The organism is Peribacillus sp. NPDC097225 (assembly GCF_044761955.1).
Classification (GTDB): domain Bacteria; phylum Bacillota; class Bacilli; order Bacillales; family DSM-1321; genus Peribacillus.
This window is the reverse complement of the sequence record NZ_JBIWDJ010000002.1, coordinates 176555-191724: the sequence shown is the minus strand read 5'-3', so window position 1 is coordinate 191724 and position 15170 is coordinate 176555. Positions and strand designations below refer to the sequence as shown.

At 38.3% G+C, this 15170-nt stretch carries 7 protein-coding genes and 2 pseudogenes; 2 read left to right on the top strand and 7 right to left on the bottom strand.

What is annotated here, in order from left to right; all coding sequences use genetic code 11:
• The first annotated feature begins 123 nt into the window (after positions 1–123).
• Together ACIQXH_RS06800 and ACIQXH_RS06795 are read left to right on the top strand one after the other, a co-directional pair.
• Positions 124–1239: an NAD(P)/FAD-dependent oxidoreductase gene (locus ACIQXH_RS06800; RefSeq protein ID WP_403122823.1), complete on the top strand. Its 1116-nt coding sequence runs from the start codon at positions 124–126 to the stop codon at positions 1237–1239.
• 421 nt (positions 1240–1660) lie between these two features.
• On the top strand, positions 1661–3205 hold the full coding sequence (locus ACIQXH_RS06795; RefSeq protein ID WP_403123249.1) for an esterase/lipase family protein: 1545 nt from the start codon (positions 1661–1663) through the stop codon (positions 3203–3205).
• 250 nt (positions 3206–3455) lie between these two features.
• Here the strand turns inward: ACIQXH_RS06795 and ACIQXH_RS06790 are convergent, their stop codons facing one another.
• The 7 genes and pseudogenes from ACIQXH_RS06790 to ACIQXH_RS06760 all read right to left on the bottom strand — a co-directional run bounded on the left by ACIQXH_RS06790 (position 3456) and on the right by ACIQXH_RS06760 (position 15038).
• On the bottom strand, positions 3456–4028 hold the full coding sequence (locus ACIQXH_RS06790) for a tyrosine-type recombinase/integrase (protein ID WP_402873024.1): 573 nt from the start codon (positions 4026–4028) through the stop codon (positions 3456–3458).
• An 803-nt stretch (positions 4029–4831) separates the two neighbouring features.
• Entirely contained in the window at positions 4832–5803 is a 972-nt protein-coding gene (gene uvsE, locus ACIQXH_RS06785) for a UV DNA damage repair endonuclease UvsE (protein ID WP_402873026.1), read from the bottom strand.
• 206 nt (positions 5804–6009) lie between these two features.
• A complete protein-coding gene (locus tag ACIQXH_RS06780; RefSeq protein WP_402873029.1) occupies positions 6010–6507 on the bottom strand; it encodes a PCYCGC motif-containing (lipo)protein in 498 nt (165 codons plus the stop codon).
• 263 nt (positions 6508–6770) lie between these two features.
• Positions 6771–7337: pseudogene (locus ACIQXH_RS06775) on the bottom strand (helical membrane plugin domain-containing protein); the annotation flags it as partial.
• Complete coding sequence (gene fdhF, locus ACIQXH_RS06770; RefSeq protein ID WP_402873033.1) at positions 7330–10293, bottom strand: formate dehydrogenase subunit alpha; 2964 nt, start codon at positions 10291–10293, stop codon at positions 7330–7332. The gene fdhF and the pseudogene ACIQXH_RS06775, both read right to left, overlap by 8 nt.
• A 230-nt stretch (positions 10294–10523) precedes the next feature.
• Positions 10524–12476, bottom strand: a pseudogene (gene pulA, locus ACIQXH_RS06765) (type I pullulanase); the annotation flags it as partial.
• 435 nt (positions 12477–12911) lie between these two features.
• Positions 12912–15038 carry an ATP-dependent Clp protease ATP-binding subunit gene (locus ACIQXH_RS06760; RefSeq protein WP_403122821.1) on the bottom strand — a complete coding sequence of 709 codons (2127 nt, stop codon included), beginning with the start codon at positions 15036–15038 and terminating at the stop codon, positions 12912–12914.
• Positions 15039–15170 lie beyond the last annotated feature (132 nt).

Sequence of the window (15170 nt, the reverse complement as noted above, 5' to 3'; positions counted from 1 at the left end):
AACTTACAGAGATAAAATAACTGTGTGAATAATCAAATACCATTCAAGATGTAGCAATCGGATAGTGACTTCGCTATAGTTATAGAAGAACGTTTACACATATGAAAGAAATGGGATGTTTATATGCAAAAAATCATTATAGTAGGGGCGGGGATTTTAGGAGCATCCACTGCCTACCAGCTTGTGAAAAAAGGCGCTGAAGTAGTCATTATAGATCGTCAAGATAATGGGCAAGCCACCGCTGCTGCGGCAGGTATCGTTTGTCCTTGGATATCGCAGAGACGTAATAAAGCATGGTACCATCTTGCTAAAAACGGAGCCCGATTTTATCCAAGTTTAATTAAAGAGCTTGAAAATGATGGGGAAACAGAGACAGGTTACGCTAAAGTAGGGGCCATCAGCTTACATACTGATGAAGAAAAACTGATGGGCATGCAAAAAAGAGCGACAAAGCGTAAGGAAGATGCTCCTGAAATTGGTGATATCACTATGCTCAGTGTGGAAGAAACACGCGCTCTCTTCCCACCACTTTCGGATGAGTATGCAGCGGTTCATATAAGTGGTGCGGCACGGGTTGATGGTCGCGCGTTACGAGATAGTTTATTGCGTGCGGCACAAAAAAATGGAGCGACATTGATTCATGGCGATGCTTCACTGAACTTCGAAGGTAATTCTGTAACCGGTGTAATGGTTGAAGGCAATAGCATGGTTGCAGATAAAGTAATTGTCTGTGCAGGTGCATGGGCGTCTCATTTACTTGAACCATTAGGAGTGAATTTTCAAGTTAGCTTCCAAAAGGCACAGATTATCCATCTAGCATTACCAAATAGCAACACGAATAACTGGCCTGTTGTTATGCCCCCTAGCGATCAATACATATTAGCTTTCAATGAAAATAAAATTGTAGCGGGAGCCACTCATGAAAATATGGAGGAATTCGATTACCGAATGACTGCAGGAGGTTTGCAGGAGGTTTTTGATAAAGCTTTACATACTGCGCCAGGTTTGGCCGAGAGTACATTTACTGAAGCAAGGGTCGGCTTCCGTCCCTTTACCCCAGGCTTCCTTCCGGTTATTGGCCCCCTTCCTGATTGGGATGGCATCATCGTAGCCAATGGACTTGGTGCTTCTGGTTTAACAATGGGACCTTATATTGGATCTCAACTGGCGAACCTTGCTCTTGACAGGGAATTAGACATTGATTTAGAAAACTATGACGTAAAGGGTGCAATACTGTAAATCTTCATTTCGACTTAAGTAGAACAACAAAAAGATCCAAGGCATTAATCTATTCCTTGGTCTTTTTGCTTTGCTTTGTTAGTAATTAACCATAATTTTATTATGTAAACTAAATGATACTTCCTTTCTTTACCTCCATCGCGAACAATATTTTATACGGAGAAAATCCCTATATACCTCTTGGACCATTTTTTTCACTCATATCAGTTACTTTATCCTGTTTTTCTTCATTCTTCGATGGTATGAGCTAGCCTTATTCACTCATTTTATTAAAAATTGAAGGAATAACATAGGCGACGCCTGAATTTAAACTTAAAAGTCAAGTTGGTTTTGAAAATTATAAAGTACTAGGAGGAAGTGTATGAAAAGAATATGGTATCAAATCATTCTTGTTACTTTTCTATTTTCATTATTTTTGTTTATGAATTCTCCATCTAAAACTTCAGCTGCAGAAATCGAGCCCTATGGTAAGCTAAAGCCCCCCAGTGAAAGTTTTACACCTGGTGATTGGTTTCTAGGAAGCACCCCTCCTAATTATGACTCAAATAAGCCACCCATCGTTTTTGTTCAGGGGAAGAACGGATCTTCAACCAGTTGGTACGGTGAAACGGAATATCATGGAATCAATGATATGTATACAAAAGCATACGAAGCGGGGTATCAAACGGTTTTTGTTCAGCTTTATGATGCAGCAGGAAATGGATCTTCCAGTCAATATAAGAATGGGAGGCTATTAGCTACTAAGCTTGCTCAAATCAGTGCACACTTTGGTGGAAAAAAAGTGAATATTATCGCTCATAGTAAAGGGGGACCAGATACACAAGCTGCTCTAGTCACTTATGGGGCACATCCATATGTGGGTCGAGTTATAACGCTCGCCTCCCCTCATCACGGTTCCAACTTGGCTGATTTGGCTAACAGCTGGTATGCTGGATGGCTAGCTTCTCTTCTTGGAGCAAATGATGAAGGAACAGCTTCGTTACAAATTGGACAGATGGCTGAATTCCGCTCTGTCATCGATAACCATGCAAATTCAAGAAAAAATAAATACTACACGCTTACCGGTACCAATCAGGGGCCAGCATTGTCCGCATTATCGATTGGAGGGCTGTATCTATCTTCCTATGGCAGTAATGATGGACTCGTCAATGAGTGGAGTTCAAAATTACCCTATGGTACCCATCTCTTTACTGATAGCAAATATGATCATGATAACATCCGTACAGGATCCGCTGTTTTTTCAAGAATTGAACCCTATTTACGAAGTTCCTCTACTGCAGGGATTGCTAGTTTAAGTGAACAGCCTGCCAAAGAAGAAATTATTTCGACTACACACAATCAAATTATCCACGGTGGTCCTTTACAATCAAATAATTGGATAGAACAGCCTATCCCTTTGAATGAATCAACTAAAGATGGTGAAGTAACCATTTATACGGCAACTGCAGATGTTGATATAGAACTAATCTCTCCATCAGGAGTGGTTTATCCAACCTTCCAAGTTTCACAGGCTTCTAAAGAAGAAATGTCTTTTCTTGCAGGTGCCCATATTCACACTCTAAAACAAACGAATATGGAATCTGGAAATTGGATAATTAGAATGAAGATAAAGGCCCAGCAAGATGCATATTTACTTACCGCAAAAGTGGATGACAAAGAGCCGCTTGTTCTTGAAATGCCAGGGAAAGTAAAGCAGAATGATGCACAGTTTGTACTTAAATCTCCTGTCAAAAGCAACCTCCTAACCAACCCATTAACATTTGATGTTCACCTAACAGACGAAGAAGGTGTGGAAATTAAAAACTCGGGTTCTCTTAATAAAGTGAATTCAGGTACCTACTTTGGTAATCTTCCGGACGTCCCAAAATCGGGGACCTATAATCTAACGATCGTTGTAAAAGAAAAAAACATGACTGGTCAAATGGTGAATCGCACCATTGTTCGTTCTATCTATATTAATAAGTAATGGAATCACTGTCCCAAACTGTCGTTTACTTGGCGGTTTGGGAAGTTTCCTAATTAATATGCATAAAATAAGATTTAAATTGAGTATATTCTATAGTGATTTTGCTACATAATGTGGCTTAAAAAAATACATAATATTTCCAATTAATAACGTCGAATCACTGCTCTCTATTTTTCTATCACTATTTTACCTTGTTTACATAATGTTATTATGGGCAATGTAAAAAAAAGACCATTTCTAGTCCATTTTATCAAAAATAAAAATCCATCAATGTTTCGTCCATCAAATCTTGAGTGAGTCCTATGTATATCATGGTGTCTTTCGGATTAGAGTGATTAAGGATTTGTTGGAGCAAAGCGATATCCTTAAACTTCTGATAATGGAGATAACCGAAAGTTTTTCGGAGTGTATGTGTCCCCACGTCTGGAATGTCAGCCATTTCAGCGGCCTTATTCAAAACACGATAGGCTTGAACCCTGCTTATGGGACCATTGCCTTTGCGACTAGGAAATAAATAGTCATCATTTTTTAATTTCATTTTTTTTACATACTTTCTTACTTCTTTACGAAGTTGTGGGTTGACTATGAAACGTTTAATTTTTTCAGTTTTTTGCTCAACAATGACAATATGCGTCCCTTCCAATATATCCCGGACACGTAATTTTAAGAGATCACCAATCCGTAGACCGATGTTGATTCCAATAGAGAACATCATGTAATCACGGTAGCTACAATATTTTAATAGAGACTTTTTCATCTTATCTATATGATCTAGCCGGCGTATCGGCTGGACATTTTTTATTCGTTGTGAGGTTCTTTGCATCTGTCATTCATCTCCCCTTTTCCCTCTTTATATTGTACGTTAAGACGTAAAAAAAAGCCAAGTTTTTTGATTTTCATAAGGCTTATAAACGTTGATTTAAAGGGATTTCGAATGTATCAAAACAGGTCCTTTGTTACATTCGGAATATTTCGTTATATTGCGACGGAATATCATTAAAAAACATAGAATCTCATTAAACGATCTTATTGGATCAATACAGCTCATTTAGATTCTACGATACCTATTACTATAGTTTTAAATTATAAGCACCTTAAAATGAGAATGTGGAATCCGTTTTTGATTCATCTTTGAGAACGCTCTGTCGATTTTAATGAATTTCACACTATATTGGTGTTAATCATTTCGAAATATCATGCTGGTTCACGAAGACATTCCATTTTCTTACTGAAAATAATATTTTCATAGTTTGGATTCTAAATTCGTTCTATATGAGAACTTTCTCCTTCCAATAATGGCAAACAGAGCATCAATGCTCTCAAATCAATTATATGGCACCTTGTGTAGATTTAGATCGTTTCGATACCTATTACTCCAGTAAAATAAAATAGGTGCCTTAAAACGGAAATATGAGCCTCGTTTTTTTGAGAATCTTCATATTTTCTGTATAGTTTCAGAGATTAATCATAACTTGAAATTACGCCAGTCATCACCATACTTCTTCTTTTTCATTTTTGTTTCTCTATTTAATTACCATAATTTTATTATGTAAACTAAAAATAAATACCTGATAAATTAATAAAAGTCAACTATTTTACCAAGCATTTAAAAAATATTATATTTTATCAGTGTATATAAAAACTCCCCCCATCAATGATTTCAATTTCGGGAAAATCTTTTATTTGGTCCATTAACTGGAATAGAGCTCCATCCTTTTGTTTTGCTTCAATCATACAATCCAACTGTGGTAAACTCCCCTTGATTTCCCGTAAAAAATCGATAAACATATTAACATCCACAAAATCTGCATGTGCTCTAAATTCTTTTTCATTCCTAGGACTAGAAATGTGCATTTTGGGTGGTAATTTCGAATAGTGCCATGTATTGAGGATACGACCCCAATGCTCGCTCCAATTTTCATCCTTAGAATGGTGAGCTAGATAGTGATGATAATCAAATACAAGAGGTACGCCCAGTTTTTCACATAAGTAGAGTGTCTCTGATAAAGTGAAAGTCGTATCGTCATTCTCAAGGATAATCATCCTTTGAAGAGATTCTGGGATGATCCCCCAGTTTAGTATGAACTGTTCCAAAGCCTTCTCGTTTTCGCCATACCCGCCACCTACATGGAGAACACACCGATGCTCAGGATCAATGCCTAGTTTCTTCAATAATAAAAAATGCATTTTCAGTGTTTTCATTGAAGTTTTTAGTATATCAATATTGCTACTATTCAAGATGACAAAATGATCTGGATGAAAGTCTATCCGCACTTCTGGATGAGATAGAAGGAAATCTTTTATCTTGTTCAGTTCATCAGCCATTGGTTCAAGATAGTCCCATTTTGGTATTTCTGGATGGTTTACTAGAGGTATAAGTTTAGAAGAAAGACGAAAAAACTGGATATCATATGCAGCATTATGTATGAGAAGACGCCAGCAATTTTGGAGATTTGAAGCGGAAATCCTTTCTAACTTTCGTATTGCAGCTTCTTTATCTTTAATTTTAGAGAATTGTGCAAAAGTCATCGTTTGAGAAGGCGAACAATGTGGTACTTGATTGCTCATAGCTACATAACCAAGGCGGATTAAAGTCAATATGAAAACTCCCTTGAATGTCTTATATGAGGAAGTATCCCCATAGCTCCTATTATTATTACATCTTGAGCTTAGGATTTCTGATTGCAAGATTGGAATCAATGCCTACAATGAAAAAGGGATAAAATAAAGAAACAGATTCATAAGTGCACCTGTTTCTTTATTTTGGATTTATTTTCATTCCTTTTTAGTACCTTAACTCTTACTTACACTTCAGGAGTCGGAGTTGGTTTAGCATACCCTTTTTTATAGGCTTTATCTACTTTGTCCCGAATATCCTTTATCGTCATTCCATCGTTTAAATCAAGGATGGATTGTGCTGCTATCTCTAGGCATACTCCACATTTCGTCCCATGATCATCCCAAACTACTGCTCCATTTTTTTTATTTTCATGGATAAAACAATCGTAATTGTTTTTGTGGCCAGCTTCCTCTCCACATCCACAGTAACACGGTATTTTTTCCAATAGCGCCTGGTTTTGGGCAACGGCTAAATAGATGGTTTTCATGTCTTCAGGTTTTCCAGAAAGAAACTCAGGTGCTGTAGCTTTTCCACTAGTTTCTTCCTGAACATCCCCTGAAACGGTATGGTCATGGCTCTCATGACTAGTTTCTTTCTTCACTTCACTTTTCTCTTCAGTACATGCTGAAAGTAATAAAGACGTACACATACCGAGAGTTAACGCTGTGTATTTAAGTTTCATTTTTACACTCCTTGAAAATTTTGGTTACCCTTATTTTATGTGTAAAAGTTTTAAACTACAAGTGGATTGTTTAAATGAAACCTTAAAAAAGGACCCTCAGTATAAGGATCCTTCTCTCGTTATTATTCAATTTTATTTTGTTCGTTCTTTTGCCTCTTTGATAGAAGCGGAAGGGTCATGAGGGAAACCCCTGCTGCAATCCAAAGCCAATTACTGCTTTTTCTTGATTCTCTTCCGCTTTTACTGGGCATACTTGAACCGAAATCTTTCTTTGAAGTCGGTCTTTGAATGGTTGCCTGTTCATTTTCTTTATGAACTTGTTGATCTTCTGGTAATTGAGTGGTTCGTTCTAAATCACTTGTATCTTCTCCCATTCCTTTTAAGAAGGTCATCAATAACGTCATCGCTTGTTTTACTTCTTTGTCATTTAATGAACGTACCAATGAAAGGTAGCCGGATTTTTCATCCGATTTATCAATTTCTGCGACTCTGGCTATACCTGAATTCACCTTCAGGATAAGTGGCTCAAGCTGTTTAACATTTAGCGTTCCTAATGTTCCAAGCATGAGAAGAAGGTTTTTTAGAGTATTGGCTGTTTCAGGAGTATCCGCTGTTTTGACCAGAATATTCAGGACTTTATCTCCTTCCTTCAGCAGGCTGTTGACCATGGAAAGTATCCCACGGTCCTGCATGCCTTTCATGACTTCGAACGTTTCTTTAATGACCTCTTTATTTTCGAGAAGAGTTCTTTCAATATCTTCGAATTCAATTTTTCGCAATTCTTCTTCACTGAGTTCTATGCGATTGATTACTTTTGTCGCTTTAGCCACGGTTCCTCGACTCCTTTTTTATTTTTAAAAGGTCACCAGGGAAAATATAATCTTCACGGGCCCATTTTTTCTGTACTTGTACCCCGATTTGAGGTTGAGGATTACCATTACGATGGTTGATGCGAGGTAATGGATTTTCTCCTTTCGCCTTCAATACTTCCATTTTTGCCTGTACTTCTTTATAGGCTGGAGTATCCGTGTCTTTATCAGCATAGCTGCTGGTCAAAAAGTTGATGGCGCCATCTCCCGAATCATTCATTGGCAAGTAGACCTCTTTACCTTTCACTCGATCGGTAATGAGACACTGTATTTTTACATTTCCGTATGGAGAAGAAAGGCGGACTAGCGTACCATCCTCTAAGCCTCTTTCTTCAGCCAATTCAGGTGAAATCTCAAGAAATGCATTTGGAGTCTTGGAAGTGATTCCTTTCGATTTATATGTTAGATTTCCTTCATGGAAATGCTCTAATAATCTTCCATTATTCACATGGATATCGTATTCTTCTCCAAAATCGATTGGTTTTGACCATTCAACCGGGAATAGCCGTGCTTTCCCATCCGGGAATGGGAATTCTTCTGTAAATAGAAGTGGTGTATCCTGACCATCTGCGGCAACGGGCCATTGAAGGCTATTGTATCCTTCTAATCGCTCGTAGCTTACACCTGCATAAATTGGTGATAAGCGAGCGGCTTCATCCATGATTTCACCTGGGTGAGCATAATTCCATCCGGCACCTAACCTATTTGCCACTTCCATAATGATTTGCCAATCAGGTTTAGAGTCACCAAGGGGTTCAAACACTTGGTACATTCTTTGAATACGGCGTTCCGTATTTGTAAACGTACCCTCTTTTTCAAAACTTGGGCTAGCAGGAAGAACGACATCCGCAAATTCAGCAGTTTTGGATAAAAAGATATCTTGTACTACGAAAAAGTCCAGCTTTTCAAATGCATCATGTACATAGTTGATATTGGAATCGACTAATCCCATATCTTCCCCTTTTAAATACATGGCCTTTAAGGTGCCTTCATGGATGCCCTCGACCATTTCATGATTGTTCAGTCCAGGCTTTGAAGGTACTGGTGTGCCCCATATTTTTTCATATTTATCCCGGACTTTTTTATCTGTGACCATTTCATATCCAGGAAGTTTGTCCGGCGTACTACCAAAGTCGCTGGCTCCTTGAACATTATTATGACCTCGTAATGGATAGGTACCTGTTCCTGGTTTTCCATAGTTACCAGTAATAAGCATGAGATTGGAAATGGCGGTGCTTGTATCACTTCCACCTATATGCTGTGTTACACCCATTGCCCAAAGGGAAACAGCACTGTTAGCTTCATGAAGTGCTTCTGCAATGGTGATTAAATCTTTTTTGCTTACTCCCGTATGCTTTTCTGCATAGTCCATTGTAAAAGGTTCCAGGCTTCTGATGTATTCATCCATGCCATTCACACGATCTTTGATGAACTTTTTGTCAGCCCAGCCTTTATCGATGATATATTTAGACACGGCTGATAACCAAACGATATCTGAACCTGGAGCTGGTTGAATGAATAAATCAGAGCGTTCAGCCATTTCATGTTTCCTGATATCAGCAACGATTAATTTTTGCTTTCCAAGTTTATGTGAACGTTTAACCCTGGTCGATAAAACTGGATGAGATTCTGAAGTATTCGATCCAATAATCAAAACTAGTTCAGATTTTTCTATATCCTTAATTCCACCTGTATCCCCACCATAACCGACGGTCCTGAACAAACCAACGGTTGCTGGGTTTTGGCAATATCTAGAACAGTTATCGACATTATTGGTTCCAATAACGCTTCTGGCCAATTTTTGCATCAAGTAAGATTCTTCATTTGTACACTTAGAGGAAGTAATGAAGGCTAAAGAATCAGGTCCGTTCTCTTTTTTGATTTCCTTGAATCTCCTAGTAATTAAATTCAGTGCCTCTTCCCATTCGGCCTCGCGGAAAGCATCGCCTTCCCTTATCAATGGCTTAGTTAGCCTTTCTTCACTATTCACGAAATCCCAACCGAATTTACCCTTTATACAAGTAGAAATACCATTTGCCGGTGCTTCTGCCTGTGGTTCTACTTTTAATATTTTTCTATCTTTTGTCCACACGTCAAAGCTGCAGCCTACACCACAATATGTACAAACGGTCTTTGTCTTTTTGATTTTTGCATCACGCATGGCAGATTCCATATCAGAAATGGCTAAAATAGATCCATATCCAGTTTCGACATTTTTGGTAATTTCAATCATTGGTCGAAGGGTTTGTTTAGCAATGCCTGTCAAAAAGCCCGCTTCCCCTTCCATTCCTTTTTCCATCATCGCGTTACATGGGCAAACAGTTGAACAATGGCCGCATGATACACATGATGATTCATTGATAGGAACATTATTATCCCAAATGACCCGTGGTCTTTTGGCTTCCCAATCAATCGATAATGTTTCTGTTACTTGAACATCTTGACAGGCTTCTACGCACCGGCCACAAAGGATGCATTGATCAGGGTCATATCGGTAAAATGGATTGGATTGATCCACTTCATAAGGTTTTTGATCAAACGGAACACTTTGGTGGTTCACTTTCATTTCTTTCACCGTATTGTGGATTTCACAACCGCCGTTATTATAATCACAAACCGTACAATACAATTCATGGTTATATAATATCTTATCCATTGCCATTACCTGTGCTTCTTTCACATCAGGTGCTAATGTATCAATCACATCTCCGTCTTTGATTTCAGTTGAACAAGATCTCACAAGTTCACCATTTACACTAACGAGACACGTATCGCAAGTTTCAATCGGCCCTAAGCTTGGATGATAACAAACACTAGGAACCTCTATTGAACTATCATTAAGCATTTGTAGCACTGTTTGGTTGCCATCCAGAACTGTCTCCGCTCCATTAATTTTTATATGTACTTTTTCTCGCAAAATAAACTCCTCCTAATACAAGTGGTCAATCTATAAATCTAATTTACCCTGCTTAAAAACGCCTTAAACTTGTTAAAATAATGGATAATCACATCTGTCCTGGATTCTTCCGGTACTTTTGATAGCATTTTAGATTCAAACTTACCATTAGAACGATTCGTCTTATCTTTTTTCACGAAAAAAAGAAAGAACGCAATTTACCGTTCTTCCTTTTCGGTTCTCATGAGATATTAATCGGCATCACTTTTTATCACAAATGAACTTAAGGGTGATACGTTTATATGACTACCATGAATTACTTCTATTGTTTCTAGACTCGCTTTCTGTCCATTAACTAAAAGTGACCACTTTTTTAGATGAGGCAAAGTAATGTCGATTGAATGCCAGTTTGCATTATGAACGACAACTATATTTGAATCTTCTGTCATTAATGAATAAGCTATTACATTTGCAGGGGAATCCAGGAACATCAAGTGCCGTTCAATTTCTTCAGCCGAAGTAAGTCTAAATACAGGATGTTTTTTTCGCAAAGCAATTAATCCTTTTACATACTCTACTTCATGGTCGAATTCCGCTCTTCGTTTCCAATTCAGTCGATTGATCCAATCTGGGGATTGATAGCTGTTTTCGTCTCCATCTTTTGTTCGCATGAATTCTTGACCGGCATGTATCATGGGAATTCCCTGTGATAACAATACGACAGCAGTTGCCAATTTATGCATCTGTTTACGTTCTTCATCTGAGACGTCAGGTTGGGTGATGACAAGCTTATCCCATAAAGTATAATTATCATGAGCCTCTACATAATTTATGACCTGGGATGGGGTCTGGTACGTAGCTAAATGATCATCGTATTTCAATCCTCCAGCAATTCCCCTTTTTACGATATCTTCCATGTCTTGTTTACCGTTGACAAAGCCCCTATCGTATTTATCCATTACAAAACCTTTCAAGCCATCTCGAATGGCGTCATTAAAATGAGCAATGCCCGGCATTTTATACGCGTTTTTCTGGTTTGCCTTCAGGGAAGCATCCAGTGGTGTATTCATATCCCATCCTTCACCTAACAGAATGATAGACGGATCAAGTTCATGAACAGCTTTTTTCACCTCATTCATCGTTTCCACATCATGAACCCCCATAAGATCGAACCGGAAGCCATCGAGGTGATACTCTTTTGCCCAATAAACCACAGAGTCGACAATGAACTTACGCATCATTTTATGTTCGGAAGCGGTGTCATTCCCTACACCCGTCCCATTAGACAGTGTTCCGTCTTCGTTATAGCGGAAAAAGTAATTGGGTACGAGTTTATTAAAATTTGAGTCATCCACTGTATATACGTGATTGAAAACTACATCCATGATGACACGTAATCCTTGATCATGCAGCGTTTGAATCATCTGCTTTAACTCTCTAATTCTAAGTTTCGGCTGATAAGGGTCCAATGAGTAGGATCCTTCCGGTGCATTAAAATTTTTTGGGTCGTATCCCCAGTTATATTGAGGCTCAGTCAATCTCGTTTCATCTACTGTAGCAAAATCAAATATGGGGATGAATTGAACATGAGTTACACCTAAGTCCTTAATATGATTGATTCCTGTTTTCGTACCATAAGGGCTTATAGTATCTGTTTCAGTCACACCTAAATATTTACCTTTTTGTTGAATTCCACTGTCGGGATGAATTGATAAATCCCTGATATGAAGTTCATATATAATCGCATCCTCCGGTTTAGCTAATGGTGGCTTATCAGTACTCCATTTTTGGGGATTAGTATCATTTAAATTAATGACTACCCCTCTATTCCCGTTAACCGTGACGGCACGGACGTATGGATCCACAGCTTCATTCCATACATTACCGACTTTCACTTTGTATGTATAAATCAAGCCATCTTGATCACCTGGAAGTTCAGCCGTCCACGTTCCCTTCTCCGAGCGCTTCATATCAAACTCGGTACCAACAGGATCATCCCAACTTTTATACGTAACAAGCTTAGCTTCACTTGAAGTAGGTGCCCAGAGACGGAAAGCTGTTCGATTTGGGTGAAAGTCATTCCCTAAATCATTGCCATCATAATAATAAAGGTTATCCATTTCTTGCGGGCTCATTGGGTCAATTTCTGCAACCGGCAAGGAGTCCAGAATTTTTTCGATTTCTTTTTCCTTAGGTGCTTGATTGGTATTTTCCTCTTCGAAATAAGAAAGTGAATCTTTCATAGGTCACTCCTCCAATGAAATTCCCCTTATGAAATAGGAATTCGTTTTTTTATATAATATTTTGATTTCATTTGAATGGCCCAATCCATAAAAGTGAATACACTTTCTTTTAATTCCACAACTGTTTCATCATCAAACATATACCATTTATCCCATTGTTAAACAATATTATATACTATGCTCTCTGCAAAAAGAAATAAGTCCTTGTTTATACCTAACAATTTTCTATTGCAGTTCCTTCAAGTAATTGATATCCTTATGAAAAAAACTATTTCAAACTAAGACTTCATTAAAAGAATTCTAATTATTAAACTAAACGAGCGGTCATTATAGAACGTTTTAAAAAATGCCCCCATTACAGTCATACTGTCTTGGAGGCATTTCTAGTACTAATCATTATGAATTGATAATTTTCAATTGGTCATCTTTAACGATAGCTTTGAAGTTTTTCACTTCAGGCTGTTCAAAAATATAGTCTGTTATGCCATCTTCAAGTTGTTCCTGAAGAACACGGCGAAAGGGTCTTGCACCGAATTGTGGGTGATAACCCATCTCAATCAATTTGTGCCTAGCTTCATCTGTCACGACAAGTGATAAGCCTTGAGCAATCAGGGTTTCTTCAAGTTCATGAATCATGATATCAACGATTTGTAATAAATCTTCTTTCTTCAGTGTGGAGAACTCAATAATACTGTCAAATCGGTTTAGGAATTCTGGTTTAAAGAAACTACCCAATGATTGTAGGATTGAAGCTTCTTCAACAGCAGTGCTCGTACCGAATCCCATAACTTTTTGCTTTTCACCGACTCCAGCATTACTTGTCATGATGATGACAGTATCTTTAAATGTCACAGTCCTTCCCTGACTATCCGTCAGACGACCATCCTCAAGAATCTGTAAGAACATATGCATCACATCAGGATGGGCTTTTTCAATTTCGTCCAATAAAATAATACTGTATGGTTTACGGCGAACTTTCTCAGTTAATTGTCCTGCCTCCTCATGACCAACATAACCTGGAGGAGAACCAATCAATTTAGAAACACTATGTTTTTCCATGAATTCACTCATGTCAAGGCGAATCATTGCTTCTTTATCGCCAAACAGTTCCTCGGCTAGCGTTTTAGCCAATTCAGTTTTACCTACGCCGGTCGGTCCAACAAAAAGGAAAGAGCCGGTCGGACGGTTTTTGGATTTTAAACCTGCACGGCTTCGACGAACAGCTTTTGCAACCTTTTTGACTGCTTCTTCTTGACCAATGACTTTTTTCATTAAGTCCTCTTGTAGATGAACCATCTTTTTCTGTTCATCTTCTTGCAGCTTGCCTATAGGAATTCCCGTTTTTTGTTCTATAATCCTTTGTATATCTTCTACAGTGACGTTCGGTTTAGCTGCATTGGCTCCAGCCTGTAGGGATTTTTCCAACTTTTCTTCTTCATCTCGAAGCTCGGCCGCTTTTTCGTAGGCTTCTTCTTTTAGAGCCTTTTCTTTTTCTTTATAGATTTGTTCAAGACGTTGTGTTACTACATCCTCTTGACTATATTCAATCGTCAAATTTTGTTTAGAGCCGGCTTCGTCCATTAAGTCAATCGCTTTATCTGGTAGAAAGCGATCTTGGATGTAACGATGGGAAAGTTCAACAGCTGCTTCCAGCGCTTCCTCCGTATATATGACTCCATGGAAAGACTCGTAACGATCTTTCAGACCTTGTAAAATGACTATCGCTTCTTCTGTTGTCGGCTCATCAACTTGTACGGGTTGGAATCGTCGTTCAAGGGCCCCATCTTTTTCAATTTTCCGATATTCAGAAAGGGTCGTTGCACCCACAAGTTGAAGTTCACCGCGTGCTAAGGCAGGTTTTAAAATATTCCCTGCATCCATTGAACCTTCAGCTGAACCAGCACCTACGATTTGGTGAATTTCATCAATGAATAGAATGACATTCTTTCTATCTTGTAATTCACTGATTAATTGTTTCACTCTTTCTTCAAATTGACCACGAATGCCTGTGTTCGTTACAAGGGATGCCATATCGAGTGAAAAAACCAGTTTGTTACGTAATTTTTCCGGGACCTTTCCTTCAACAATTGCTAAGGCCAATCCTTCTGCAATAGCTGTTTTACCAACGCCAGGCTCACCAATCAAAACTGGATTGTTTTTGTTTCGTCTATTTAACACTTCGATGACTCTTTTGATTTCTTCATTTCTTCCAATGACCGGATCAATGAGTCCTGCTTTTGCAACATCATTCAGATTGTGACCATACTCTTCAAGCAAACCTCCGTCTTTATCTTCTTGTACGGGTATTGATGGAGGCATGTTGCTACTATTAAAAGGGTTGAATGAATTTGAAAATCCATCAAATTGGAACTTTCCTGTATCCATTCCTCCCATGGCTGCACCAAGTTTATTTCGTTCTTCTTTATAACAAGTGGAGCACAATTTGACATCATGCTGTTGCCCATTCATATTGAGATGAACCTGAATATTTGCTTGGTTTTCATGACATTTTTCACATAACATATGAGTACTCCTCCTTATTTATTATTACGAGTTATCATTTGACTTTGACTAACTTTGACCTTGTGCCTTTATTATACATTGACCTTCTTTGACTTTCAAGAATTTTGCTTGACTGGTTTTAGTGCACATTTA

Bases quoted from the DNA above. Each gene is read 5' to 3' on its own strand.
- ACIQXH_RS06800 (WP_403122823.1), top strand. From the start codon at position 124: ATGCAAAAAATCATTATAGTAGGGGCGGGGATTTTAGGAGCATCCACT.
- ACIQXH_RS06795 (WP_403123249.1), top strand. From the start codon at position 1,661: ATGAATTCTCCATCTAAAACTTCAGCTGCAGAAATCGAGCCCTATGGT.
- ACIQXH_RS06790 (WP_402873024.1), bottom strand. From the start codon at position 4,028: ATGCAAAGAACCTCACAACGAATAAAAAATGTCCAGCCGATACGCCGG.
- ACIQXH_RS06780 (WP_402873029.1), bottom strand. From the start codon at position 6,507: ATGAAACTTAAATACACAGCGTTAACTCTCGGTATGTGTACGTCTTTA.
- ACIQXH_RS06760 (WP_403122821.1), bottom strand. From the start codon at position 15,038: ATGTTATGTGAAAAATGTCATGAAAACCAAGCAAATATTCAGGTTCAT.